Below are 25,006 nucleotides of genomic sequence, written 5' to 3'. Positions count from 1 at the left end.
TCCGGAGGCTCATTGCGCACAGCTAAGGTTCTGCTCATGCACGGTTGGCGAGGATACGTAGCCGACGATGTCTTCTGGGCTCTGTTCCAGGTGCGGCAATCGGCCGTGGTGACGCTGGCGAACTGCCCGCTTCTGCCCGCCGTACTCCGCGGACGGGCGCTGCGGGGAGCTCGCGTACGGGCGGGTGCGCGTGCGCTCGTCTACGGCGGTCAGACGGTCCAGGGACGAGGCCTACTCAGGCTGGGTGCGGGTGCATTCGTCAATCACGGCTGCTACTTCGACACGGTCGCCGACATCGATATCGGTGATGGGGTTTTCCTTTCGGACCATGTGCGCGTGTTGACCAGCACGCACGAGGTCGGCGCTCCGACTCGACGGGCCGGGCGCCTGGTGGGCAAGCCGGTGACGATCGGAACGGGAACCTGGGTGGGCTCCGGTGCCGTCATCATGCCGGGCGTCCGGGTCGGCGCGGGCTGCATCGTGGGTGCCGGCTCGCTGGTGACGAAGGACTGCGATCCCGACGGGGTCTACGTGGGCAGTCCGGCGATAAGAGTCCGCAATCTGAACGATTAGTCGACTCTCCGCGCATAAACCGGGCGATCACTGGTTCAGGCGTCCGTCTTGCGATTTCGAGTATGTTCGGCGATACCTGAACGTAATTCGTATTGTTTACTGCGCATAAATCGACGAATTGTCCCCGCGTCATAGTGAGGTACCATCGAATTCGTCCGCGGCTCGCATTTCGGGACCAATGAATTCTGCAAGCGAATCGAGCCACACGGTTGCCAAAAACAATTCGTCAGGGGTTGGCACGGGTGAACACTCTTTCGGTCGTTGTTCCTGCATTCAACGAATCCGCCCACGTGGGTGAATGCCTCGATGCATTGCTCGAGCAGCAAGAACACATTCACGAAATCATCGTGGTCGACAACAACTCCACCGACGACACTGCCGCGATAGTGCTCGATCGCCGTCGTCGATTCCCGATGGTGACGCTCGTGGCCGAGTCCGAGCGAGGCGTCGTGCACGCCCGGAACACCGGCTTCGATCACGCGAGCGGATCGATCATCGGCCGCATCGATGCCGATACACACGTCAGCGCCGGCTGGGCGAAATCGGTTCTGGACTTCTTCGATCGACGGTTGGACTACGCCGCGGTGACCGGCCCGATCAATCTTTACGACTCGCCCTGGGCTGCTCCCTACCGAGCCTTCGTCAAGTACACAACCAGGCGCAAGCCCGATGAGCTGTGGGTATCTGCAGCGTCCGGCAACAACTTCGCCATTCGTCGCTCCGCCTGGGAGGCGGCCCGCGGCCGAGTGAGTGTGCGAACCGACCTGCACGAGGACATCGATCTGTCGCTGTGTCTCTACCGCGTCGGGCTGCGCATCGCACAGATCAAGTCCATGTGCGTAGAGGTATCGGGGCGTCGACTGCTCACGCCGCCCCTGGAGTACCGCCACTATGTCCTGAGTTCCTACCGGACCTGGGCGTTCCACAACCTGGCAAACAAGTCGCTGCGTCGATTGCTGGTCGGGGACATGATCTTGCACACTGTTCATTGGCCGTTGACGCGCATGCTGTCCACCTGTGAATCGCGCATTCTCCCGGTATCGCATTCCGACGCAAGCGTTACATCGGACCGTCATCTGTCCGCAATTCGTGAAAATCGATTTGCGGCTGCGTCCGGGAAGTGAATTCTCGGTTGCTCGACAATGAATGACAACAATGTGACGAATCGTCGGTTTTCTCGGTTTCCGACTCGCTCGGAACAATAACGACAAAGTCCGATTCGCCCGAAATAGCGGGAATCGAATGTCGGGTCTCAGGCGCGAACGAGGTCGAGTCCGCACCAATTCTCGTGGCTCAGATAATCGAGCAATGCAGACTCGGCGGGACCGGACGGCGAGCGGACGCTTGCTCGAACGGCATGCGATACCGGCGGATCGATCGGACGCGCAAGGTGTCCGTATCCGGGTGGGACGGCCGAGGCCGGTATGAGAGTGACGCCCAGACCCTCCGAAGCAAGCTTCACTGCGGTGGCCAGTTGCGATGCCCGAGCGACCGTCGAGACCGACAACGAGTGCGATCGAAGTGCGTGCGTGATGACGTCGTCGCGAGCACTACCCCGTCGAAGTCGAACCCACGGCTGGGGTGCCAGCTCCTTCAGCGTCAACACTTTCCTGCTCAACAGCGGGTGACCTCCGGACAGTAAGACGACATACGATTCCACGCCGATGACCGTGGCGTTCGGATCGTAGTGGCCGTAGTCGCTGGAGAGCACCAGGTCAGCCTCGCCGGTGCGCACCAAACGGTCGATTGCCTGAGGGTCCGACTCCTCGTACAGGGTCACCTCCAAGCCGGGATACCGCCGCCGCAACTCGCCGATTGCTCGCGGCAGTTGACACATCCCGAGTCCGGTTTCGACGACGACGACCAGCTCGCCGGCAACTGTTCCGGAGCATGCCGTCGCGGCAGCGCGAGCTCGGCGAGCGGCGGACACCGCAATCGATGCTTCTTTGACGAAGGCGCGTCCGGCGACGGTGAGGCTCAGTCCGCGGGAAGTCCTGACGAACAGCTGCACGCCGAGTTCCTTCTCCAGTGACCTGATCTGCTGCGAGACCGACGGTTGAGCGACGCGGAGCTTCTCGGCCGCCGCGGTCACCGACCCCTCCTCGGCAACAGCGAGTGCATATTCGTACTGGCGGATGCTCATTCGCCAACTCCTATAGTGATTGCCTATACACAGAACTGTAAATTGGTCTTTGATCCTATACCGCTTCGGTTCTAGCGTCGTCGGCATGACGTCCACCGTTTCTGCCGACATACAGCAGCGATCTCTGCTGTCGCCTTCCGTCCTGTTGCTCGCCGCCGTCGCGTTCGTGATCGGAACGGCTGAGTTCGTGGCCATCGGACTCGTTCCTCAGCTGGCCCGAGATCTGGACACCACAGTCGGTGCCGCCGGGCTCACCGTCACCTTGTATGCCCTCTCCGTCGGGATCCTTGCCATGCCGCTGGGCCTCGCGCTGGCCCACCGTCACCCACGTGCGCTGCTGACCGCGCTTCTGGTCGTATTCGCGGCAGCGAACCTGGTTGCCGCAGTGGCACCCGGACTGCCCGTGCTGCTGGTCGGACGCATCGCGTCCGCTGCTACACAGGGAGTTGCGCTGGGTGTGGCCGTCAGCGCAGTCACCACCTTCGTTGCCCCAGAGGCGCGCGGAAAGGCCGTGTCTCTGGTCTTCGGAGGTCTGATGAGCGCCATGTTCCTCGGGGCACCGATCGGTACCTACCTCGGCGGGGTCGCCGGGTGGCGTGCAGTGTTCGTCGCGCTGGCCGGGCTCGGAGCGCTGCTGGCAGTGGGTCTGTGGGTTGTGCTGCCCCGTCGAATCGAGGGGACGGGGGTCCGCGGGGGCTTTCACCAACTAGGGGTGGTCACCGTTCCCGGCGTGCTCGGCTTACTGAGTGTTGCCGTCGCAATTCTGCTCGCGTCCAACTTCTTCTTTCCGTACCTCGGGGTATACCTCGAGCAGTCGGCCGGAATGGGTTCCGGCGGCATCTCGGTGGGGCTGGGGGTCTTCGGCGTAGCGGGATTGCTGGGCAATGCCATCGGGGGCTACCTGGGCGGACGCGCCGATACATTCTGGGTGACTGTGCTCGCCGTGATTGCGATGTCGGCGGTGGCCGCGCTCGCCCTGTCCGGTGGGTCCGCTGCCGTCGTGTTCCCCGCACTGGCGGTGTGGGGTGCCGCGCAGATGGCCGCGCTTCCGATCGTGACCACCGCGGTCGTGGCACTGGGCGGCGGTTTCGCTGCGACGCTCAACGTCGCGCTCATCAACCTTGCCATCGCTGCAGGCGGCTTCGTCGGTGGCACCTTCGCCGCGTCGGCGATCGATCTGCTGCCGTGGCTCAGTGTCGGCGGTTTCGTCGTGGTCGTCGCTGCGCTGGCGGTTCGACACCTGAGGTCGGCCGGCAAGGCAGAAGTTGCTTAGCAATCAAAACGGACTGACGGTATGGTTGATCGATTGACGATCGACGTGCCCGTCGGGCCGGTAGATTGACGGGCGATATCCTCGACCGGACCGGTTCCGAGCACAGGATCTGCCCTGCAATCTCTCTTGGAGTGTGAATGTCGTTCGAGATCGTCGACCTCCCCGAAACGTGGGTCGCCGGTCTTCCGGTCCGCAGTCCCAAACGGGCACTCGGCAGGCTGAACGATCCCGCTTTGGACCAGGCCTGGTCTGCGGTGCTCAATCAGGACACGTCGGGTCCGCTGGCCTCCATTTACACCGACTTCGCGCCCGGTATCGGCTCTTACAACACGCAGATAGTCGGTTATCTCTGTTCGTCTCTCGGGCAAGTTGCGCGCGGGCATCTGGTAGCAAAAGTTCCCGCCGGGAAATACGCACGATTTTCTGCAGTGGGGTATTTCCCCGAGGTTCTCACTCGACTGTGGACTCAGATCGATCATGCCGAGGAGCAGGGCGAGATAGTGCGATCGTTCACCGGCGATTACGAGTGCTATCCGCACGCATACAAAATCGATCTCTATTTGGCGATCACTCTGCCCGGTGGTTCATCGTGACTTTTCGGGTGACAGCGCGCAGTGCAGAACTGTTCAGTGGATTGGTAGCGCCGCGAGTGGACGCGGGTGCCGAATCCAGTGGCAGCGAATGGATGGGATTTTTGCGAGATCGGTTGCGCGAGAAGCATATCAGCGCGAACGAAGTTACTACGGTGTACGTGCCGGACGCGCACGGCACGGTCAATGCAGTCGTCGCTGTTCCGGTGGATTCTCCCGCTGATGTCGATGCGGGAGATGTGTTCGTTTCAATACCGACCGGTGTGTTTGCAGTATTCACGCCGAGTGGTTCTCTGGCCGACCCTATCGAGGACGTGTGGGCTCAGGTCGACGACTGTGTGGCGTCCGGGGCAATTTTTCGGGCGTACAAAGAGGAAGTGGAAGTCGTTACAAGATCTGGAGAAGTGGAACTTTTCATTTCAATTGTTTTGTAGACAGAACCTTCTTCACGCAATTGTCACTTTCGAATCACAAAGTCAGCATCGAACCGGTTACTATTGTCGAACGCTGTCGGCCCGATCGGTCGTCGTCAATTCGGCCCGCACGCCGTCAGTTCGACGGGCAGGCAGCAAGGACAGGGCGTCGATGTCATCGCAAGGTCGACAGAGCAGGGGTGCAGCAACATGGTCAGACAACTCAGAGCAGAAGCAACACGCGCAGCAGCACTGCGCGCCGCGGCAGATCTCTTCCTCGAGGTTGGGCATGCAAATGCCACACTCAGTCAGGTTTCTGCGCAATCCGGCGTGACCAAGGGAGCGCTCTACTTCCACTTCGCGTCCAAGGAAGAGCTGGCCCGCGCAATCGTCGACGAAGGTCACGAACGGGTGTCGACCGCGTGTGCCGGCCTGGTGGACAGTCGTAGCCCAGCCCTCGAATCGGTCATCGGAATCTCGTACTCCGTGCTCGAGCTCGCGGCCTCGGATCCATTGGTTCGAGTCATGTACCGGCTGCAGATGGAGATCGACGGTTCCGACACTGCGCGTGGCAGCGTATTCGGTACCTGGGGAAACATCTTCGAGCATCTTTTCGAGCGCGCGATCGAGCACGGCGACGTTGCCGATCACCTGGACGCGGGCAACGCGGCACTGCTGGTGTGCGAGATGCTCGCCGGAGTCCTGATGGTGTCCGAGGCGCAGTCACGTCTCGAAGACGCGCCGTCGAGGATGGAGAAAGTGTGGAACACCGTGCTTCCGTCGCTCGTGCCCGCCGACAAGCTCCCTTACTTCCGTGAATTCGCAGCACGCAGTCTGTCCAGTTTCGTACGCGAGAACATCACCTCTGCATCCGTCACCGTCTGAACAGATCCGCCGAGCAGTTTCGTGATCGGGTAGTGCTTGCCGGGCTCCTTCGTGCCGGGCACACTGTGTGATATGGAACACACTGTTCAGAAATCGAGAATGTCGGACAACGAACTGCGGAAGGCGATCGGCACCTTGCAGCAGCGCGCGGACGATGCGCGCAAACGCGGTGCGGACGACGACGCTGCGCGTATCGAGCACACCATTGCCGACTACCGAGACGAGATGTCGCACAGATTGTGACAACCCAGTCGGTCGTCACCGCGTAGGGTCGAAATCGAACTGAACGTGGCAACCGGTGGGGGATACAGGCTTCGATGGCTACTTACGATCTGCGCGGCAAAAAGACGTTGATCACGGGCGCGGGCAGCGGAATCGGTCGGGCGACGGCTATCGCTGCCGCAGGGGTGGGAGCGGAGCTGTTCCTCACCGATATCAACGCCTCGGGATTGGCCGAGACGGTGGACATGGTCGGCCGCGCGGGCGGTACCGTCAGCCATTCGTTGCCCTTCGATGTGTCCGATTTCGAGGCGGTCACCGCGTTCGCGGACGACATCCATGCCGAGTTCGGCAGCCTCGACGTCGTGATGAACATCGCCGGTATCTCGGCGTGGGGAACCGTCGAGAATCTCGAGCACCGGCACTGGAAGTCGATGGTCGATGTCAATCTCATGGGGCCGATTCACATCATCGAGAAGTTCCTGCCGCCGATGGTCGAGGCCGGACGCGGTGGCCATCTGGTCAACGTCTCGTCTGCGGCCGGTTTGATTCCTCTGCCCTGGCACGCTGCGTACAGCGCAAGCAAGTACGGTTTGCGCGGAGTGTCCGAGGTACTCAAGTACGACCTCAAGCGCCATGGAATCGGCGTCAGCCTGGTGGTTCCGGGCGGCGTCAAAACCGGTCTGGTGGACACACTTCAGATAGCCGGCGTCGATCGCGACGATCCGCGGGTGCAGAAATTGCAGCACCGATTCGAGAAGCGTGCCGTCGAACCGTCCGTGGTCGCCGATGCCATCCTCACCGGAATCGCCAAGCGCAAGTACCTCGTGTACTCCTCCAACGACATCAGGTTCGGCTACTGGATGGCACGCAAGTTCTCGCCGCCCTACGAATTCGTGCTGCAGCGGGCCAACGATCAATTCTCGAGGTTGCTGGTGCCGCGTCGCGTCGAGGGGGCGTCGAAGTCGACGTCCAGCGTGCGTGCACCCGGACCCGAGTGAGACAGTTCGTCGTGCGGATTGGCCAGAGCGCAGCCGGCAAGAGATAGACATCCGCAGCCGATGCACCCGGTCAGGTTGTCACGCAGCCTGGTCAATTGTTCTATGCGAGAGTCGAGTTCGCGCTGCCACCGCGTCGAGAGTCGGGCCCAGTCCTCGCGCGTCGGCGTCCGCTCGTCCGGAAGATCGCTCAGTGCTCGCCTGATCTCCGCCAGCGGAATTCCGACCTTCTGTGAGATACGGATGAACGCGACCCGTCGTAAGGTTTCGCGGTGAAATCTGCGCTGATTCCCCGTGGTTCGGCGGCTGGTGATCAGACCCTGTTTCTCGTAGAAGTGGAGTGCAGACACGGCGACTCCACTGCGCTCGGAGAGTTGGCCTGGAGTCAGCTCGCGAACGTTCCACTCGGGCATCGGCACGACCTCGACATTACTCGAGGTCCTGACTTCTTGCGGTGCGGCCGCTCGCCGAGGCCATGAGCTAGAGAACGGTGTGCACCTTGTCGGCGGGTCGTGCCAGCACGGTTCCCTTCTCTGTCACCACAATTGGGCGTTCGATGAGAATCGGGTGCTCGATCATCGCCGCGATCAACGTATCGTCGTCCGCGGATCCGAGCTCCAGTTCCCTGTAGATGCTCTCTCGGGTGCGAACAGCCTGCCGGGGTTCGAGACCGGCGTCGGCGAGCAGGGTGCGGAGCTCGCCGTCGGTGGGCGGTGACTCCAGGTATCGGATCACTCGCGGAGTGACGCCCGCTTCCTCGATCAATTTCAACGCCGTGCGCGATGTGCTGCACCGGGGATTGTGATAGATGGTCGCGGTGGCGGTCATGTTTGCAATCCTGCCACGCGGGTAGCCCGCCGACAGATTCACGCCAGGAACGGGAGTTGTTTTCATGACCGACAAGCGGATTGTCATTGCAGGTGGGCACGGCCAGATCGCGCAGCACCTGACGCAGGTGTTGACGGCGCACGGCGATCGCGCGGTGTCGCTGATTCGCAACGGCGACCACGTCGATGCTGTCACCGCATTGGGTGCGTTGCCCCAGGTGATCGACCTCGAGTCTGCCTCCGTCGACGAGTTGGCGGCCGTGCTCGAGGGTGCCGACGGCGTGGTGTTCGCAGCCGGTGCCGGGCCCAACAGCGGTCCCGAGCGCAAGGACACCGTCGATCGAGCAGGTGCGGTACTGCTGGCCGACGCAGCCGAGAAGGCCGGTGTTCGTCGCTACGTGCTGATCAGCTCGTTCGGTGCCGGAGAGCCGGTGGCAGAGGATCTGGATGACGGCTGGAAGGCTTACATCAACGCCAAAACCGCTGCCGAAGAGAATGTTTCGGCGAGATCCGGTCTCGACTGGACGATTCTGCGTCCCGGCAAACTGACGGACGAGGATCCCACGGATTCGGTGTCGCTCACCGAGCCGCCCCTCGAGGCCGGCGAGGTGACGCGTGCCGATGTGGCCGCCGTGATCGCGCAGCTGCTCGATACCGGCAAAGCAGTGAACAAGATTCTGATGTTGACGTCCGGTTCGACGTCGATCGTCGACGCAGTCGACGCGGTTGGTTGAGGCACGGACTGTGCGCGTTCATATCGATCCGTCGAACACGACACCGGTGTTCGAGCAGCTGAGGATGCAGATCCTCGGGCTGGTGCGATCCGGAGATCTGATCGCCGGCACCAAGATTCCGACGGTTCGCGGTCTCGCCGAGGAGCTGAAGATCGCTCCGAACACGGTAGCCAAGACGTACCGAGAGCTGGAACAGCAAGGTGTCATCGAGACACGCGGACGATCGGGTTCGTTCGTCGCTTCGGGTGGCGATCCCTCGCGCGATATCGCGGCACGGGCGGCGACGGAGTTCGTCAAGACCGTCCGTTCGATCGGCTTGGGCGACGATCAGGCGCGATCCTTCCTGGAGTCGGCGCTGAAGGGTGCAAGCGACCGCTAAGTTGACGCTTCAACATAGTTCTGACATCGTGGTGCGGCCCATGTAGTCGTGTCAGAAGGATGTCCAATGAACTCCACCCTCGTCCGCGACGCCGTCGCCCTCGTAGCCCGCATCGGCCTGGGAGTCGTCTTCATTGCCCACGGCTGGCAGAAGCTGAACACCTACGGCCTCGACGGTGCCGCGGCCAGCTTCGAGATGATGAACATCCCGCTCCCCACGGCGTCCGCCTACTTCGCCACCTTCGTGGAACTCATCGGCGGCGGCGCGCTCATCCTGGGAATCTTTACTCCCATCGCAGGCCTGCTGCTCTTCCTCGACATGCTCGGAGCGGCGATTTTCGTCCACTTCGAGCACGGTGTGTTCGCAGCGGACAACGGCTACGAACTCGTCGTCGCCCTCGGCGTCGGCGCGCTGCTGCTGGCCGCATTCGGTGCCGGACGCATCAGCATCGACGGGCTCACCAAAGGCAAGACAGCGCTGCTTGCGTAGTCGGTCGGCCTAACGCCAACTCGGTAACCACAGCTGTTGCTGCCACATCTCCGGAGTGATCGGCATCGCGGTGAGGATCGGCCACAACCAGACGAAATTCGCGATCACCACGGCGAGGTACAGGGCAACCAGTAGGAGCCCGGTACCTCGCCGTTCCGCTGATGCCGTCGCCTTGCCGATGATGTCTCCCAGCACCAACGCGAAGCCCATCACCATGAACGGAGCGAGCGCCACCGCGTAGAAGTAGTACATCTGCCGGTCCAGTGTGGTGAACCAGGGCAGGAGAGCTGCGGAGTATCCGACCAGCACTGCGGCATAACGCCAGTCGCGCCGAACGGCTACCGACCAGATCGTCCAGGCCAGCATCGGCAGCGCCAGCCACCACATCGCGGGTGTGCCGATGAGCATGATGGCCTTCACGCACGAGGACGCCGAGCAGCCGGACACGCTCTCGCCGTCGGCGAAGTAGTAGAGCATCGGACGCAGACCCATCGGCCACGTCCACGGCTTCGATTCCCACGGATGCCGGTTGCCGGCCGAATTGGTCAGTCCCTCATGGAATTGCAGCACACTGCCGCTGTAGAACCACAGGGACCGCAGTGCGTCGGGAACGAAAGAGAACGGGCCTCCGACTCCGATGCCGCTGCCGACCTCGTGCCGGTAGACGCCCGTTTCTGAGGTGAACCACGCCCACCACGTCATCAGATACACCGCGATAGGAACGACGACCAACGCGTAGAGCGCAGGCCCGATGTCTCGCACTGCCGTTCCTCGCCACGGACGCTGGACGCCGTACGAGCGACGTGCGGCCACATCGAATGCCACACTGAGCAATCCGAAGAACGCAATGAAGTACAGGCCCGACCACTTGGTGCCGCAGGCGAGCCCCAGCATGATGCCGGCTCCGAATCGCCACCATCGCACACCCATGCGCGGACCGAACGCACTTGCGTTCATTCGGCCTTCGTCACGCACCCTCGACAATCGTTGCCGCATGTCGTCGCGGTCGACGATCAGGCAGCCCAGTGCCGCGGTGACGAACAGTGCGAGAAAGATGTCCAGCATGCCGATCCGGCTGCTGACGAAGGTCACCCCGTCGACGGTCAGCAGGATCCCGGCGATCGCACCGACCAGTGTCGACCGTGCGAGGCGTCGAACGTTACGAATCACCAACAGCACCAACAGTGTTCCGGCCACGGCCGACGAGAACCGCCAACCCCACCCGTTGTAACCGAACAGCGCTTCTCCGACGGCGATCAGCTGTTTGCCGACCGGTGGATGAACCACGAGGCCGTAGGCAGGATTGTCTTCGAGTCCGCCGCCGGTGAGTACCTGATAGCCCTGCGGGGCATAGTGCTTCTCGTCGAAGACCGGGGTTCCTGCGTCGGTGGGGTAGCGCAGCATCGTGAATCGCGTGATCGCACAGATGGCGGTGATGACAAGAGTGACGATCCAGCCGCGCTTGGCATCGGTGTCGTGGAACCAGTCGCGCGCGGCAACCGTGGGCCCGGGACTGACCATCGACCGGTCGCCGGAGCGCTCAGAGGTCAGCAAGGTCACGTACCGATCGTAGGCGTTGATGCGCGGTGCATGCAGTTCGCTGCACTGCATGCGGGACACTGAAGACATGCTCATCCTTGCCGCCACCCCGATGGGCGACGTCGGTGATGCCTCGCAGCGCCTGCGTGATGCCCTCGGCAGTGCCGATGTCGTCGCCGCCGAGGACACTCGGCGCACCAAACAACTCGCGTCCTCGCTCGGCGTGGTGATCGCAGGGCGGGTGGTCAGTTTCTACGACCAGGTCGAGACGGCTCGCCTGCCGGCCCTGGTCGAAGCCGTGGCCGAGGGCAAGACGGTGCTTTTGGTGACCGACGCCGGGATGCCGTCGGTGAGTGATCCCGGCTACCGGCTCGTGGCTGCATGCGTCGAGGCGGATCTGCCGGTGACCTGTCTGCCCGGTCCGTCGGCCGTCACGACTGCTCTCGCGTTGTCGGGTCTGCCGGTCGAACGGTTCTGCTTCGACGGGTTCGCGCCGCGCAAGCAGGGCCAGCGACGCACCTACTTCCAGTCGGTGCTCGCCGAACCACGGGCCATCGTCTTCTTCGAGGCCCCACATCGCCTCGTGGCGTGTCTCGAGGACGCCGTGCACGTACTCGGTCCCGACCGCCGCGCCGCGGTGTGCCGGGAGCTCACCAAGACCTACGAGGAGGTCCGACGCGGCGGCCTGGGGGAGTTGCTCGACTGGGCGAGAGGCGGAGTGCGCGGCGAGATCACCGTCGTACTCGAAGGCGCTGTCGCCGTCGCCGGGGAGCCCGAGGATCTCGTCGCCGACGTGGAAACGCTGGTGGCGTCGGGCATGCGGTTGAAAGACGCCTGCGCCCAGGTGGCGGTCGACGGCGTGTCCAAGCGTGAGGTCTACGAGGCGGTTCTCGCTGCGCGGAAAGAGCAGTAGCGGGTCAGCCCACTACTTGCTGACGCAGTCCTTCGGTCGCCGCCTCGAGGATGGTCTTGGTTCCCTTCTTCACCAGGAAGCCTGGGAGCGGAATCTTCGGGTCGACCGTCAGCTCGAACTCGACGTGGGTGCCGTTGCCCTTGGGCGTCAACGTGTATCGGCCGTCCTGGGCCTTCTGCTGATCGCTTTCCACCAAGGTCCACGACACCTCGTTCTCGCTCCAGGTGTATTCGACCAACTGCTCGTCGTTGACACCGATTATCGAGACGTTCATCTTGACGTGGTTCGGTCGACCGTCCTCGAATCGATCGACCACCTCGCACTTCTTGTGCACCGGAGACCACGAGGGGATGCCTTCGACATCCGCGAGGACGTCGAGAATTGTCGCTGCGTCGGCGTCGATATCGACGGACTTGTTCACTGTGACTGCCATGGGGAGAAGGTATCTCAGCTTTCTGTACGGGGGCTGACGTTGCGGGCGAACTCGCCGATGGCGCGTAACGCGCGTCGGGCCTCGGGAACGAAATCGGCTGCCTGGAACACGTGGACCTGATCCTCGTACACCTGAAGTTCGCAGTCGACTCCGGCAACCGCGAGGCGCTGAGCCATGAGTTCGGAGTCGGCATAGACCATTTCGGTCGAACCGACCTGAATCAACACCGGCGGCAGACCCGTGAGGTCACCGTCGACGGGGGAGACCCGTGGGCCCCGTTGGCCCTCGACGACGATGCGCGCATCGACGCGATCGGCCAATGCAGTCAGTGCGGGAACCGCATTGGACGGAAACACCGAACACTTCGACGCGTTCTCGTGGTCGAGTTTGCGGGAGGGGTCCATATCGGTCAGCGGGGACATGGTGAAGATCCCTGCCGGTGCTGGCAGGCCGACGGTGCGCAGTGCCAAGGTGACCATGAACGCGAGATACCCGCCGGCCGAATCGCCGCCCAGGACGATCTGCTCCGGGCGGTAGCCGGAATCGAGGAGGAAGCGGTACGCGTCGACGCCGTCCTCGACGGCATGATTGATCGGATTGCGCGGCATCATGCGGTAGTCGACCGAGAGCACGGGGCCGTCGACGTGCTTGGAGACCTGGGAGGTCATTCGGCGATGGGTACGCAGGCCACAGCAGACGAAGGCTCCTCCGTGCAGGTACAGAACGACACGATCGGTTCCGGTGCCCTCGGCTCGGATCCATTCGGCCTCGCACTCGGCGAGCATGACGCGACTGCGTGTGGTGCCGCTGATCTGTGGGACGAGAAGCCCGGCGTAGTCGACCAGCCCCATCGGCCATGGGAGGGAAGGAGCCTGCGCCCACACCGTCAGAAACGGCCGAACGGTGAACTGCAGGTACTTGGACAGGATCTGTGATTGCAGGCTCGCGCCACGGATGTCACGGCGGCGTGCGGTGGCCGCCGGATCGGTCGATTTCACTACGGTGAGCGCCGGATTCATAGCCGTCGCCTCCATCCCCGTTGTCGTTGCGCGGAGCGTGTGCGCCGTGCGTCGGAACCCCGCTCTATTTGGAACCCCTGGTAACGGACAATAGCGGGTGGGTTTTCGTGAGCGCACGTAAGGTCGTGTTCTGAGTCACATTCGGTGCCGTACCGTGACATAAAACAAATGGAAAAAGGACAGCTCATGGCACTCATGCCCATCACCGAATCGATGTTTCTGATCGCCGAGTCACGGGAGCACCCGATGCACGTGGGCGGGCTGCAGCTGTTCGTTCCCCCGGGCGATCCGCACGAGTTCGCCCAGGAGGTGCACCACAAGTTCACCACCGGTGAGGTACACGAGTTGTTCCGCAAGCGGCCTGCCCGGCCCGTACAGATCATGGGAAACCTGGCGTGGGCCTACGACCCCGACGTCGACTTCGAATACCACGTCCGACGCACCGTGCTGCCCTCACCGGGACGCATCCGTGAGTTGTTCCAGTTCTTGTCTCTCACTCACAGTGCACCGCTGGATCGGTACCGGCCCATGTGGGAACTGCACATCGTGGAGGGGCTGGCCGACGGACGAATTGCGTTGTACACCAAGATGCATCACTCCTTGGTCGACGGCGTCAGCGCTCTCAAGCTGTCGATGCGCACGCTCACGAACGATCCGGACGATCGCAACGGGGTGGCCACCTGGGACCCGTCGTTGTTCCGCAAGCGCACGAAGCAAGCCGATGCCGAGCAGCCCGGGCGTTTGGCGCAGCTCGGAAGCGGGCTCTCGTTGGGACGCAAGATTGCCGGCGACCTGGTGGATTTCGCGCCGGCATCCGCTCGAATCGGGCTGCGCGCGTTGAAGAAACAGGGTGCACAGCTACCGCTGCAGGCACCCAGGACGATGCTCAACGTGCCGATCGGTGGAGCCCGTCGATTCGCCGCCGAGAGTTGGTCGATCGAGCGCATTCGCAAGGTCGGTACCGCGCTCGACGCCACGCTCAACGACATGGTGCTCGCGATGTGCGCCGGAGCGTTGCGCGCGTACCTCATCGACCAGAACGCGTTGCCCGAGGAGCCCCTGATCGCCATGGTTCCGGTGTCGCTGCGCAAGGAGGGCGACAGCAAGGATGCGGGTAACTCCGTGACGACAATCCTGTGCAATCTGGGAACCGACGAATCCGATCCCCTGCTGCGGCTCGAGCGCATCAAAGATTCGACCGTCAAGGGCAAGCAGATGATGAGCGAACTCAATACCCTCGAAGCTCTTGCCGTCGGCGCAATCACCATGGCTCCGTTGCTGTTCGGGCCGGTTCCGGGATTCGTGGACTACACCCCGCCGCCGTTCAACGTCGTCATCTCGAACGTGCCGGGCTCCAAGGAAGACCTGTACTGGAACGGCGCGAAACTCGATGGCATCTACCCGGCGTCGATCGTGGTCGACGGGCAGGCGCTCAACATCACCGTCGCCAGCAACGGCGATTCGTTGAACTTCGGACTCATCGGGTGCCGACGCAGTGTTCCGCATCTGCAGCGCATGCTGACGCATCTGGAGAACACGTTGGAGGAGCTGGAAAAGACCCTGTGAGAGCGGCTTCGCCGCATGTGAACGAAAATTCGTAGTGGGGGTCGAACTTTCGCTCACATGCGCGGAGCGCTCTACTCGTACTTGGGGAACACCGGCGTCGGGGTCGGTAGGGCGGTACCGGGTACCGAACGTGTTGTCACATCGGCAAATTCGCGGTTGGACGCACCGAGCAGGTCGAGGATGCGAGACGCGGAATCGGGCATGACGGGCTGCGCCAGGATGCTCACGATGCGGAGCACCTCGATCGTCACGTACAGCACGGTGGCCATGCGATCGGGATCAGTTTTGCGTAGCACCCACGGCTGCTGCAGCGAGAAGTAGCGGTTGGTTTCACCGAGTACCGACCAGATCGCCTCGAGCGCGGAATGGATTGCCTGCACGTCGAATTCGCGTCGGCAGATATCCAACAGCGCGTCCGCGCGGGCCAGCATCGCCTCGTCCTCGGCGGTGAAGTCGCCCGGTGTCGGAAGCTGTCCTTCCAGGTTCTTCGCGACCATCGTCAACGAACGCTGCGCGAGATTGCCGAGTTCGTTGGACAGATCCGCGTTGACGCGGGCGACGATGGCCTCGTGGCTGTAGCTGCCGTCCTGACCGAACGAGACCTCGCGCAGGAAGAAGAAGCGCACCGGATCGAGACCGTAGTTCTCCACCAACGACTGCGGGTCCAGCACGTTGCCGAGAGACTTGGACATCTTCTCGCCCTTGACGTTCAAGAACCCGTGCACGAACACCCGCTTGGGGAGCTCGATGCCTGCGGACATCAGGAACGCCGGCCAGTAGACGGTGTGGAAGCGAGTGATGTCCTTGCCGATGACGTGGAGATCGGCAGGCCAGAACGTGCGGAACGATTCGGACTCGAGGTCCGGGTAGCCGGCGCCGGTCAGGTAGTTGGTCAGCGCGTCGACCCACACGTACATGACATGCGCGGGATCGCCGGGAACCGGTACACCCCAGTCGAATGTGGTGCGCGAGATCGACAGATCGCGCAGTCCGCCCTTGACGAAATTCACGATCTCGTTTCGGCGTGTGTTCGGTGCGATGAAGTCCGGCGACGCGTCGTACAGCTCGAGAAGCTTGTCCTGGTAGTTCGAGAGCCGGAAGAAGTACGACGACTCCTCGGTCCACTCGACCGGAGTGTTCGTCTCCGTCGCGACGCGGGAGCCGTCCTCACCGAGAGTCGTTTCGGCCTCGGTATAGAACGCCTCGTCGCGCACCGAGTACCAGCCGGAGTACGAGTCCAGGTAGATGTCGCCGTTCGCTTCCATCCGCTTCCACAGTTCCTGGCTCGCGGCGTGGTGATCGGCGTCGGTGGTGCGAATGAAGCGTCCGTACGAGATCTTCAGCAGATCCTGGGCCGTCTGGAACGCATCGGAGTTGCGAGCGGCGAGTTCGCGTACGTCGACGCCCTCGGTCTGAGCGGTCTGCTGCATCTTGAGCCCGTGCTCGTCGGTTCCCGTCAGGAATCGCACGTCGTAACCGTCGAGGCGCTTGAAGCGCGCGATGGCGTCGGTGGCGATGTACTCGTAGGCGTGCCCGATGTGGGGAGCGCCGTTGGGGTACGCGATCGCCGTGGTGACGTAGAAGGGTGGCCGTGAGGCATCAGCTGGCGCAGTCATGGTGCGCCTACTCTAACGATCGTGAGTAGAGACCGTCCCGCACCACCGTTGCCCGAGCCCGTCGGCACCCTCGTCGACGCGCACACCCACCTCGATGCGTGCGGCGCGACCGACGCGGCGAGTGTGGCCGCGATCGTGGACAAGGCCGAGTCCGTCGGCGTCTCCCGAGTGGTCACCATCGCCGACGATCTCGATGCTGCGCGCTTCGCCGTCGACGCTGCGTCCTGGGACTCGCGGGTGTGGGCCGCGGTGGCCATTCACCCCACCCGCGCGAACGTGCTCGACGACGACGCCAAGGCGGAGATCGAGCGATTGGCATCCGATCCGCGTGTGGTTGCCGTCGGTGAGACGGGGCTGGATTACTACTGGCCCGGCAAGCTCGACGGTTGCGCGACGGTGGCCGAGCAGCACGAGGGCTTTCGCTGGCATATCGACCTCGCCAAGCGGCTCGGGAAGCCGCTGATGATCCACAACCGCGAGGCCGACGAGGATCTACTGGCGGTGCTGAGGTCGGAAGGTGCACCCGAGACCGTGATCTTCCACTGCTTCTCCGGCGGTCCCGAGACCGCGAAGGCCTGCGTCGACGCCGGCTACGTTCTCAGCTTCTCCGGGACCGTCAGTTTCAAGAATGCGCACGCTTTGCGTGAGGCCGCGGTGCTGGTGCCCGACGAGTTGGTGCTGGTGGAGACCGACGCACCGTTCCTGACTCCGCATCCGTTCCGTGGCGCACCGAACGAGCCCTACTGCCTGCCGTACACCGCCAGAGCCTTGGCCGACGTGCGCGGCCAGGATCCTGCCGAGCTGGCGGCGCACGCGACGGCCAATGCCGAGCGGGTGTACGGCCTGTAGCAGCTGAAGTTGCGGCGTGGGTACTAATTCGTTACCGTACCGTGACCGAACTCGGCGTTTTGCGTACCGAGTCACGCTCGCAACCGCCAGGAATACGAAACTTGTCGACTATCAGACGTCTTAACTCCGCCCGTTCGACCACGCTCTACCTGGTCGTCGCGGCCCTGTTGATGACGCTCGTCGCCGGTGGCGTGATGGCCGTGAGCCGTCACAAGACCGTGACCATCGACGTCGACGGCGACATGATCTCCCTCAGCACGATGAAGACCGACGTGAACAGTGCCTTGGTCGATGCGGGCTACGCGCCGTCGGACAAGGATCTGGTTGTTCCCGCCCCCGATTCCGGACTGAGCGACGGCGACACCGTGGTGTTGCGCCGCGCGCGCGAGATCACGCTGAACGTGGACGGTAAGCCCGAGGACATCTGGACCACCGCCTTGACCGTCGACGAGGCGTTGCAGCAGACCGGTCTGGCCGAGGACGTCCATGTGTCCGCGTCCAGGTCCGAACGACTGCCCCTCGACGGAACCGAGCTCGATGTGGCTCTCCCGAAGAAGGTCTCACTGGTCGACGGCGGATCGCCGGTCACACCGCTCACCCTGGCCGCACCGACCGTGCGTGAATTCCTCGAAGCAGCGGGTAAGCCGCTGGAAGAGGCCGATACCGTCACCCCGGATCCCGACGCCACCGTCACCGACGGCGCGGAGATCGTCGTGACGCGCGATCGGACCGTCACCAAGACCGAGACCACCGATACAGATGCCCCGGAACAGCGCATCGAGGATCCGGCGATGAACATGAGCAAGACCGTCGTCGAGAACCCCGGCGCTCCCGGTGTCTCCGACATCACCTGGAAGATCAACATGGTCAACGGGGTCGAGGTCGGACGCGAGAAGGTCGACGAAGTGGTCAAGGTGCCGGCGCAGCCGAAGACCGTGCGCGTCGGAGCCAAGCCCGGTACCGAGGTTCCGCCCGTGGAGAACGGTGCGATCTGGGACGCGCTCGCTCAGTGCGAGGCCACCGGCAACTGGGCCATCAACACCGGCAACGGTTTCTACGGCGGCGTGCAGTTCGACCAGAACACCTGGGAACGCCAGGGCGGCCTCAAATACGCTCCACGTGCAGACCTTGCCACCCGCGAAGAGCAGATCGCCATCGCCTCGGTGACGCAGAAGTCGCAAGGCTGGGGCGCATGGCCTGCCTGCACCTCGCGCTTGGGTTATCGCTGATCGCCTCAGTAGAGTCTCCCCAGTGTCCGAACATGTGAGGGGAGCTGCGGCTCTGCTCGGTCCTGCCGAGGTCCGTTCTCTCGCCGCCGAGCTCGATGTTCGGCCCACCAAACAGCTCGGGCAGAATTTCGTCCACGACGCCAACACCGTTCGACGCATCGTCGCCTCGGCGGGCGTCGGCCCGCAGGACACGGTGCTCGAGGTCGGTCCAGGGCTCGGATCGCTGACACTCGCGCTGCTCGATGTCGCCGAGGCCGTCATTGCGGTCGAGATCGACCCCAAGCTCGCGACCCGTCTGCCGATCACGGTGGCCGACCGCGCCCCGACTCTGGCCGACCGCCTGACGGTCATCGAGTTCGACGCCCTTCGTATCCGTGCAGCAGACATCGCCGGCGAGCCGACCGCCCTGGTGGCCAATCTTCCCTACAACGTCGCCGTTCCCGTGCTGATCCATCTGTTCTCGGAACTGCCGAGCCTGAGGGTGGCCGTGGTGATGGTCCAGGCCGAGGTCGCCGATCGACTGGCCGCGGTACCGGGAAGCAAGATCTACGGCATTCCCAGCGTCAAGGCCAGATTCTTCGGTGATGTCAAAAGGGCAGGCGCAGTGGGCCGTTCGGTGTTCTGGCCGGTGCCCAAGGTCGAGTCGGGCCTGGTTCGCATCGATCGGTACGCCGAGCCACCGTGGCCGACGGACACAGCGCATCGCAAGGCCGTCTTCGCCGCGATCGATGCCGCATTCGCGCAGCGGCGCAAGACTTTACGAGCAGCCCTGGCCGGGTGGGCCGGTTCCCCGGTTGCCGCCGAACGACGCCTCCGCGAGGCCGGGATCGACCCGACGGCACGCGGCGAGACCATCGACGCCGCAGCCTTCGTCCGTTTGGCCGCTACGCAAGCCTGACCGTCAGAACGGATTCATGGACACTTCGAGTGCGCCGGACGACGTGACCCGCTGCGGATTCAGCTGCTGAACGAATGCTCCAGAGGTGACCGTGATCGTGTACTCGACCCACCCGAGACCGGTGTCGATGTACGCCTCACCCCACGGATACCGCGCATTCCTGTCCTCGTGTGCGACGCCCGAGGCCCCGGTCGTCGTGTTGCGCCACTGCACTTCGGTGTGCGAAGCGAACGACAGAAAACGCCAGTTCTGGCTGTAGATCGGGTCGGTGGTCGGCGGCTGCGCGGTGATCGCAAGGAATGCGTGATACGGCCCGCCGAAGTCGGATCGAAGGCCGCTGTAGCCGTTGACCTCGAGCGTGTACGGCGCTTCCCAGGGGTACGCGCTCGGGATCGATACGGTCGCGAGATGGGAGTGCGGCGCGGCCGCCGCCGTGCCACCCGAGACGAACAGTGCGGCCACCGTCATCGCCAGCGCCACCAGTGCCGTCGTCCATCGTCTACGCATGTCGGACCCCTGTTCTTCGACGTTCCGTCAGATGCTGAGCAATGCTATTGGCATCCATCGATTGTGCGCGTCACGATTTCATATCAAACCACTTGGTTCGTTCAGAGGTGGATGTCAGACAGTCGCGTCAGCTCGGTCCACCTCGACGCCTCGGCACGGGCCGCGGCCACCGGTGCGTACCGATCGGCGTCGATGAGCAGGCTCAGTTCGAGACCGGTGGCGGACGCGATGTCGGCGACCGGAACCTGGTACGTCCGGTAGGGGCCGAGGGGCGGGGGATCGGTCTCGAGTCGCAGCGGCTTGTCGAGGATCGGGTCGAGGGACGGCGACTGGTCCAGCACGTAGCCGGTGCACGCAGGACTCGAATCCTGCGACCACACAGCGATTTTGAAGAACTGCCGCGGAATTGCGATGCCTCGGTAGATCGGATCGTCGTCGGCGAAGATGCAGCCGCTGAACACCGAAAGTCGTTGGCCGTATTGCTCTGCGTAGCCCAGAACGTAATCCTCGAGCCCCAGCCACAGTGTTTTGGACTGGTTCAGCGTGGCCGTCTGCGGAGCGCAGACTGTGTAGTGGAATGTGTCCTGGTTGGCGCGAGTGGCCACCGGCAGCTCGCCCCACACCGGGTCTCGCCTGCGAACCAGGTGCCCGCGATCAAGGTCGTTGTTCTTGTACAGCTCGTTACCGGCCTGCTGTGACGCCGGCAGTCGGTCGTCCAAGCGCCAGTCGTCGCCCCGCTCGACGTCTTTTAAGCTCATGCCGTCGATGTTGACGCCGGTGACCGCGGCGAGGCGTCGATCGGGGTCGATGGACACCGAGAAGTGCGTGTACGGCAGCACCACCAGGCCTGCGCGATCGGGCAGAGGAACGTCGATGTCGGACAGAAACTCCGGGTCGAAACCGAGTGGTGACGTCATCGGTCCATTGACTCACGCGTCGGTTACCGGAGAGTGAACCGCCGCCAGGTACCGGTCGGTCAGTCTCGCGTGCCGCTCGGCGACGACTCGGCATTCGTCACGTAGTTCTGGTGGATCGAGCACGGTGAAATCGGTATCGAACGCTGCCAGCCACCGCGCGATCGACGGCAGCGAATCGCCGGACAGAATCACAGCGCAGGTGTGCTCGTCGATGGATTCGATTGCGCCCCATTGTTCGTCGATCATCGGAGCGATGGTCTCGATCGGTGCATGCAGCGCGATCCTCGCCTGCACCTGAGTGAACGCGCGATCGATACCCTTCGAGACGAACGCGGCAGCCCCGCCGGCAGGCAGCTCGCGCGGGGTGAACCGAGGACCCGTCGGGATCTTCGGAATCAGACGATCGACTCGATACGATCGCCAATCCTCCCGCAGCACATCCCATCCCAGGAGATACCAGCGCGCTCCCGCCCGCACCAGGCTGTACGGCTCCACCTCACGCCTGGACTCGGAACCGTCGTGTTTGCGGTAGTCGAATCGGAGCCGCTCGTGCCGGTGACACACCGCCGCCACCGTCGACAGCACCGAGGCATCCACCGCCGAACGTGGCGTCTGTTCCACCACGTCGATGCGCAGCGCGTCGAGCCGATGCTGGATGCGCGACGGCATCACCTGACGCAGCTTCGTCAAGGCCCGCAGCGACGCCTCGCCGATGCCTGCCACCGACCCGCCGGCGGCGGATTGCAAGCCGAACGCCACCGCCAGTGCTTCGTCGTCGTCGAGCAGCAGTGGCGGCATCTCCGCGCCGGGGCCGAGCTGATAGCCGCCGCCGACCCCCGGCGTGGCATTGACGGGGTATCCGATATCGCGCAGCTTGTCCACATCGCGTCGCAGCGTCCGCGGAGTGACATCGAGCCGCTCTGCCAGCTCCGCACCCGCCCAGTCGCGACGGGTCTGCAGGAGCGACAACAGCCGCAACAGCCGGGCCGAGGTTTCCTTCATATCCACACGATGCCACCGAATGCGGACACCTTCGGTCCCTTTTAGCGACCCAGCCCCGCCACCGAAGTCCACTCGACGTGACATCGACCCCCGAAAGTGCTCGATGGTCGTTCCGCAGGCTGCACTCCAGTCCACTCGACGTGACATTGAGTACCCCCAGGTGGGCGGTCCGGTGGTGAACTCGGCCGCTGTTTCTCCACTACTGTGGTTACTCGTGCTGTCTGTCGTTCCCACACCCGTTGTCGTACGGGCCCCGTCGAAGGTGAATCTGCATCTCGCGGTCGGTGACCTGCGTCCCGATGGCTTTCACGAGTTGACGACGGTGTTCCAGGCGCTCTCGTTGTCCGACGAGCTGTCGGTGATTCCGGCCACGTCGCTGTCGGTTCGGGTGCGCGGCGACGACGCGAAGGTGGTTCCCACCGATTCGCGGAATCTGGTGTGGAAGGCCGCGGTGCTGCTCGGCGAAAGAGTCGGCCGTGAGCCGTCGGTGGAGATCACCATCGACAAGGGCATTCCGGTGGCCGGAGGCATGGCAGGTGGAAGCGCCGATGCTGCTGCGACTCTGGTGGCCCTCAATGCGATGTGGCATCTGGATCTCTCTCGGGACGAGCTGGACGACGTCGCTGCAGACCTCGGCAGCGACGTACCGTTCTCGTTGCACGGCGGCACTGCGGTGGGAACAGGACGCGGTGAGAAGTTGCTTCCGGTGCTCTCGCGCAACAGTTTTCACTGGGTACTGGCGTTGGCCAAGGGCGGTCTGCAGACGCCCGCGGTGTACAACGAACTCGACGAGTTGCGCGCCAAAGGCAGTCCGCCTCGCCTCGGCGGCACCGAGGATCTGATGCATGCGCTCACGTCCGGTGATGCGCGTGCCCTCGCGCCGTTGCTCGGCAACGATCTGCAGGCTGCTGCGGTGTCGCTGATGCCACAGCTGCGTCGCACCCTTCGCGCAGGGGTGACGGCCGGGGCGTTGGCGGGCATCGTCTCGGGCTCGGGCCCCACGTGTGCGTTTCTCTGCGCCGACGCCGACGCGGCGGTGTCGGTGAGCGCTGAACTGTCCGGTGCCGGCGTGTGCCGCACCGTCCGTGTTGCGAGTGGGCCGGTTCCCGGCGCTCGTGTTGTCACTAATGAATCGATTGGTTTTTCCTGATGGTCAATCTCGTCAATCTCGAAAACGTCAGCAAGTCCTTCGGCGTCAAGCCGCTGCTCGACGGCGTATCCCTCGGCGTGCAGGAGGGCGAACGCATCGGCATGGTGGGCCTCAACGGCGGCGGTAAGACCACCACGCTCGAGGTTCTGGCCGGTCTCGAACCGCCCGATTCGGGACGCGTCAGCCGAGTCAACGGCCTGCGGATGGCCGTCGTGACCCAGCGCGGGGTGTTGCCTCCCGGGTCGACCGTCGGCCAGGTTGTGCTCGACCCGCTCGGCATGGCCGAGCACGAATGGGCCGGTGATTCTCGGGTGCGCAACATCCTGACGGGCATCGGCATCGCCGATCTCGGACCGGTCGGCAGCTCCGGGCTGGACGCCTCGATCGACAATCTGTCCGGCGGCGAGCGCCGTCGCGTCGCGCTGGCTGCCGCGCTCGTGCAGGACCTGGACTTGCTCGTGCTCGACGAGCCCACCAACCACCTGGACGTCGAGGGAGTGCAGTGGCTCGCTGCGCACCTTGTTTCGCGTCGCAGCGCACTCGTCGTGGTCACTCACGATCGGTGGTTCCTCGATACCGTCGCCAATCAGACGTGGGAGGTCGTCGGGGGCGGTATCGAAACCTACGAGGGTGGCTACAACGATTGGGTCTTCGCGCGCGCCGAACGATCCCGTCAGGCCGACGCATCCGAGGAGCGGCGTCGCAACCTCGCCCGGAAGGAACTCGCGTGGCTGCGCCGCGGCGCTCCCGCCCGGACGTCCAAGCCCAAGTACCGAATCGAGGCCGCCGAGGCCTTGATCGCCGATGTTCCGCCGCCTCGTGACTCCGTCGCACTGTCCTCCTTCGCGCAGCGTCGGCTGGGCAAAGTCGTCATCGAACTGGAGGACGCGCGCCTGGAAACTCCCGACGGGCGTGAGCTGGTCAAGGACTTCACCTGGCGTCTGGCTCCCGGCGAGCGCGTCGGTCTCGTCGGCGTCAACGGTTCGGGTAAGACGACCATGCTCCGCACGCTTGCCGGTGAACTGCAACCTGCTTCGGGTAAGCGCATTCAGGGCCAGACCGTCAAGATCGGTTGGTTGAAGCAGGAATTGGACGACCTGCCCAAGAAGCTCCGGGTGCTCGACGCGGTGAAGGAAGTGGCCGAGCGAATCACGTTGGGCGACAAGGAGATCTCTGCCGGGCAGCTCGCGGAGAGGCTGGGCTTCACGCCCGCCCGCCAGCGCACGCCGGTCGGTGACCTGTCCGGTGGCGAACGCCGCCGCCTGCAATTGACGCGAGTCCTGATGGCCGAGCCGAACGTGCTGCTGCTCGACGAGCCCACCAACGACCTGGATATCGACACCCTGCAGCAGCTCGAGGACATCCTGGACGGCTGGGCGGGCACGCTCGTCGTCATCAGTCACGATCGGTACCTGATCGAACGCATCTGTGACTCGACGTGGGCGCTGTTCGGTGACGGCAAACTCACCAACCTGCCCGGCGGCATCGAGGAGTACCTGCGCAGGCGGGCTGTTCTCGCCGCCGACGCGACGCCGGACTCGTTGACCACCGGCGGGACACCGCGCAAGGCAACCCGCGATGCGGCCTCGGAGCGCGCGGCCCGCAAGGAACTCAGCAAGCTCGAGAAGCTCGTCCTGCGTCTGTCCAAGCGTGAGGTCGAGTTGCACGCCGAACTCGTCGACGCGTCCACCGAGCAGGGCAAGCTCGTTGCTCTCGACACCGAGCTCAAGCAGGTCCTGGCGGACAAGGACGTGGCCGAGGAACGGTGGATGGAACTGGCCGCCGAGCTCGAGTGAGCGGCTCCGCCGCATGTGGCCGGAGTGGAGCCTGCGGAACGACCCAGGT

The 25,006-nt window shown here is 63.8% G+C and carries 28 protein-coding genes; 18 read left to right on the top strand and 10 right to left on the bottom strand.

The features are described 5' to 3' along the window. The first annotated feature begins 36 nt into the window (after positions 1–36). Complete coding sequence (locus tag ASG84_RS22265) at positions 37–573, top strand: acyltransferase (RefSeq protein WP_057479164.1); 537 nt, start codon at positions 37–39, stop codon at positions 571–573. Positions 574–815: 242 nt separating this feature from the next. After that, a complete protein-coding gene (locus ASG84_RS22260) occupies positions 816–1,697 on the top strand; it encodes a glycosyltransferase family 2 protein (protein WP_057479163.1) in 882 nt (293 codons plus the stop codon). 128 nt (positions 1,698–1,825) lie between these two features. Here ASG84_RS22260 and ASG84_RS22255 read toward each other — a convergent pair whose 3' ends face one another. Beyond that, positions 1,826–2,716, bottom strand: coding sequence for a LysR family transcriptional regulator (locus tag ASG84_RS22255; RefSeq protein WP_057479162.1), 891 nt, complete (start codon positions 2,714–2,716; stop codon positions 1,826–1,828). A gap of 85 nt (positions 2,717–2,801) precedes the next feature. On the opposite strand from ASG84_RS22255, the gene ASG84_RS22250 reads away from it, so the two are divergent. From ASG84_RS22250 to ASG84_RS22230, 6 genes are all read left to right on the top strand, one after another. Beyond that, a complete protein-coding gene (locus ASG84_RS22250; protein ID WP_057479161.1) occupies positions 2,802–3,989 on the top strand; it encodes an MFS transporter in 1,188 nt (395 codons plus the stop codon). A 137-nt stretch (positions 3,990–4,126) separates the two neighbouring features. Then, the gene (locus tag ASG84_RS22245; protein ID WP_057479160.1) at positions 4,127–4,582 is read left to right on the top strand and encodes a GyrI-like domain-containing protein; all 456 of its coding nucleotides are present in this window, start codon (positions 4,127–4,129) and stop codon (positions 4,580–4,582) included. Further along, positions 4,579–5,013 (top strand): effector binding domain-containing protein, encoded by a 435-nt coding sequence (locus ASG84_RS22240; protein WP_235581794.1) that lies wholly within the window; start codon positions 4,579–4,581, stop codon positions 5,011–5,013. Before ASG84_RS22245 ends, ASG84_RS22240 begins: the two co-directional genes overlap by 4 nt. A 189-nt stretch (positions 5,014–5,202) precedes the next feature. Beyond that, the gene (locus tag ASG84_RS22235) at positions 5,203–5,877 is read left to right on the top strand and encodes a ScbR family autoregulator-binding transcription factor (RefSeq protein ID WP_057479325.1); all 675 of its coding nucleotides are present in this window, start codon (positions 5,203–5,205) and stop codon (positions 5,875–5,877) included. Positions 5,878–5,949: 72 nt separating this feature from the next. Continuing rightward, a complete protein-coding gene (locus tag ASG84_RS28020; RefSeq protein ID WP_200936654.1) occupies positions 5,950–6,120 on the top strand; it encodes a hypothetical protein in 171 nt (56 codons plus the stop codon). A 74-nt stretch (positions 6,121–6,194) separates the two neighbouring features. Next, complete coding sequence (locus tag ASG84_RS22230; protein WP_057479158.1) at positions 6,195–7,097, top strand: SDR family oxidoreductase; 903 nt, start codon at positions 6,195–6,197, stop codon at positions 7,095–7,097. Here the strand turns inward: ASG84_RS22230 and soxR are convergent. After that, positions 7,013–7,513 carry a redox-sensitive transcriptional activator SoxR gene (gene soxR / locus ASG84_RS22225; protein ID WP_082521152.1) on the bottom strand — a complete coding sequence of 167 codons (501 nt, stop codon included), beginning with the start codon at positions 7,511–7,513 and terminating at the stop codon, positions 7,013–7,015. The genes ASG84_RS22230 and soxR overlap by 85 nt on opposite strands. 61 nt (positions 7,514–7,574) lie before the next feature. Further along, positions 7,575–7,922, bottom strand: coding sequence for an arsenate reductase (glutaredoxin) (arsC, locus tag ASG84_RS22220; RefSeq protein WP_057479324.1), 348 nt, complete (start codon positions 7,920–7,922; stop codon positions 7,575–7,577). A gap of 64 nt (positions 7,923–7,986) precedes the next feature. On the opposite strand from arsC, the gene ASG84_RS22215 reads away from it, so the two are divergent. The 3 genes from ASG84_RS22215 to ASG84_RS22205 all read left to right on the top strand — a co-directional run bounded on the left by ASG84_RS22215 (position 7,987) and on the right by ASG84_RS22205 (position 9,523). Further along, complete coding sequence (locus ASG84_RS22215; RefSeq protein ID WP_057479156.1) at positions 7,987–8,655, top strand: SDR family oxidoreductase; 669 nt, start codon at positions 7,987–7,989, stop codon at positions 8,653–8,655. Between the two features lie 10 nt (positions 8,656–8,665). Next, positions 8,666–9,034 carry a GntR family transcriptional regulator gene (locus tag ASG84_RS22210; protein ID WP_057479155.1) on the top strand — a complete coding sequence of 123 codons (369 nt, stop codon included), beginning with the start codon at positions 8,666–8,668 and terminating at the stop codon, positions 9,032–9,034. 66 nt (positions 9,035–9,100) lie between these two features. Then, entirely contained in the window at positions 9,101–9,523 is a 423-nt protein-coding gene (locus ASG84_RS22205) for a DoxX family protein (RefSeq protein ID WP_057479154.1), read from the top strand. Between the two features lie 9 nt (positions 9,524–9,532). On the opposite strand, the gene ASG84_RS22200 is transcribed toward ASG84_RS22205, so the two are convergent. After that, positions 9,533–11,044: a dolichyl-phosphate-mannose--protein mannosyltransferase gene (locus ASG84_RS22200; protein WP_057479323.1), complete on the bottom strand. Its 1,512-nt coding sequence runs from the start codon at positions 11,042–11,044 to the stop codon at positions 9,533–9,535. 88 nt (positions 11,045–11,132) lie between these two features. On the opposite strand from ASG84_RS22200, the gene rsmI reads away from it, so the two are divergent. Continuing rightward, on the top strand, positions 11,133–11,975 hold the full coding sequence (rsmI, locus tag ASG84_RS22195) for a 16S rRNA (cytidine(1402)-2'-O)-methyltransferase (RefSeq protein ID WP_235581793.1): 843 nt from the start codon (positions 11,133–11,135) through the stop codon (positions 11,973–11,975). Positions 11,976–11,979: 4 nt separating this feature from the next. On the opposite strand, the gene ASG84_RS22190 is transcribed toward rsmI, so the two are convergent. After that, positions 11,980–12,408 (bottom strand): SRPBCC family protein, encoded by a 429-nt coding sequence (locus ASG84_RS22190; RefSeq protein ID WP_057479152.1) that lies wholly within the window; start codon positions 12,406–12,408, stop codon positions 11,980–11,982. A gap of 14 nt (positions 12,409–12,422) precedes the next feature. Further along, positions 12,423–13,442, bottom strand: a complete 1,020-nt coding sequence (locus ASG84_RS22185) for an alpha/beta hydrolase (RefSeq protein ID WP_057479151.1) — start codon at positions 13,440–13,442, stop codon at positions 12,423–12,425. 171 nt (positions 13,443–13,613) lie between these two features. On the opposite strand from ASG84_RS22185, the gene ASG84_RS22180 reads away from it, so the two are divergent. After that, positions 13,614–14,993: a WS/DGAT/MGAT family O-acyltransferase gene (locus tag ASG84_RS22180; protein ID WP_057479322.1), complete on the top strand. Its 1,380-nt coding sequence runs from the start codon at positions 13,614–13,616 to the stop codon at positions 14,991–14,993. 71 nt (positions 14,994–15,064) lie between these two features. On the opposite strand, the gene metG is transcribed toward ASG84_RS22180, so the two are convergent. Continuing rightward, positions 15,065–16,609, bottom strand: coding sequence for a methionine--tRNA ligase (metG, locus tag ASG84_RS22175; protein WP_057479150.1), 1,545 nt, complete (start codon positions 16,607–16,609; stop codon positions 15,065–15,067). Between the two features lie 21 nt (positions 16,610–16,630). Between metG and ASG84_RS22170 the strand changes: the two genes are divergently transcribed. The 3 genes from ASG84_RS22170 (at position 16,631) to rsmA (ending at position 19,585) form a co-directional block, all read left to right on the top strand. After that, positions 16,631–17,458: a TatD family hydrolase gene (locus ASG84_RS22170; protein ID WP_057479149.1), complete on the top strand. Its 828-nt coding sequence runs from the start codon at positions 16,631–16,633 to the stop codon at positions 17,456–17,458. Between the two features lie 101 nt (positions 17,459–17,559). Beyond that, a complete protein-coding gene (locus tag ASG84_RS22165) occupies positions 17,560–18,687 on the top strand; it encodes a resuscitation-promoting factor (protein ID WP_057479321.1) in 1,128 nt (375 codons plus the stop codon). Between the two features lie 22 nt (positions 18,688–18,709). Continuing rightward, positions 18,710–19,585: a 16S rRNA (adenine(1518)-N(6)/adenine(1519)-N(6))-dimethyltransferase RsmA gene (gene rsmA, locus ASG84_RS22160; RefSeq protein WP_057479148.1), complete on the top strand. Its 876-nt coding sequence runs from the start codon at positions 18,710–18,712 to the stop codon at positions 19,583–19,585. Positions 19,586–19,588: 3 nt separating this feature from the next. Here the strand turns inward: rsmA and ASG84_RS22155 are convergent, their stop codons facing one another. The 3 genes from ASG84_RS22155 to ASG84_RS22145 all read right to left on the bottom strand — a co-directional run bounded on the left by ASG84_RS22155 (position 19,589) and on the right by ASG84_RS22145 (position 22,011). Continuing rightward, a complete protein-coding gene (locus tag ASG84_RS22155) occupies positions 19,589–20,092 on the bottom strand; it encodes a hypothetical protein (RefSeq protein ID WP_057479147.1) in 504 nt (167 codons plus the stop codon). Positions 20,093–20,193: 101 nt separating this feature from the next. After that, on the bottom strand, positions 20,194–21,009 hold the full coding sequence (locus tag ASG84_RS22150) for a DNA/RNA non-specific endonuclease (RefSeq protein ID WP_057479146.1): 816 nt from the start codon (positions 21,007–21,009) through the stop codon (positions 20,194–20,196). 12 nt (positions 21,010–21,021) lie between these two features. Further along, positions 21,022–22,011, bottom strand: coding sequence for a helix-turn-helix transcriptional regulator (locus ASG84_RS22145; RefSeq protein ID WP_057479145.1), 990 nt, complete (start codon positions 22,009–22,011; stop codon positions 21,022–21,024). A gap of 214 nt (positions 22,012–22,225) precedes the next feature. Between ASG84_RS22145 and ASG84_RS22140 the strand changes: the two genes are divergently transcribed. After that, a complete protein-coding gene (locus tag ASG84_RS22140) occupies positions 22,226–23,161 on the top strand; it encodes a 4-(cytidine 5'-diphospho)-2-C-methyl-D-erythritol kinase (RefSeq protein ID WP_057479320.1) in 936 nt (311 codons plus the stop codon). Continuing rightward, on the top strand, positions 23,161–24,957 hold the full coding sequence (locus tag ASG84_RS22135) for an ABC-F family ATP-binding cassette domain-containing protein (protein WP_057479144.1): 1,797 nt from the start codon (positions 23,161–23,163) through the stop codon (positions 24,955–24,957). Before ASG84_RS22140 ends, ASG84_RS22135 begins: the two co-directional genes overlap by 1 nt. Positions 24,958–25,006: the final 49 nt, after the last annotated feature.

The sequence above is a fragment of the Rhodococcus sp. Leaf278 genome, from assembly GCF_001426085.1.
Lineage (GTDB): Bacteria > Actinomycetota > Actinomycetes > Mycobacteriales > Mycobacteriaceae > Rhodococcoides.
This window is presented reverse-complemented; position numbering and strand designations above follow the sequence as displayed.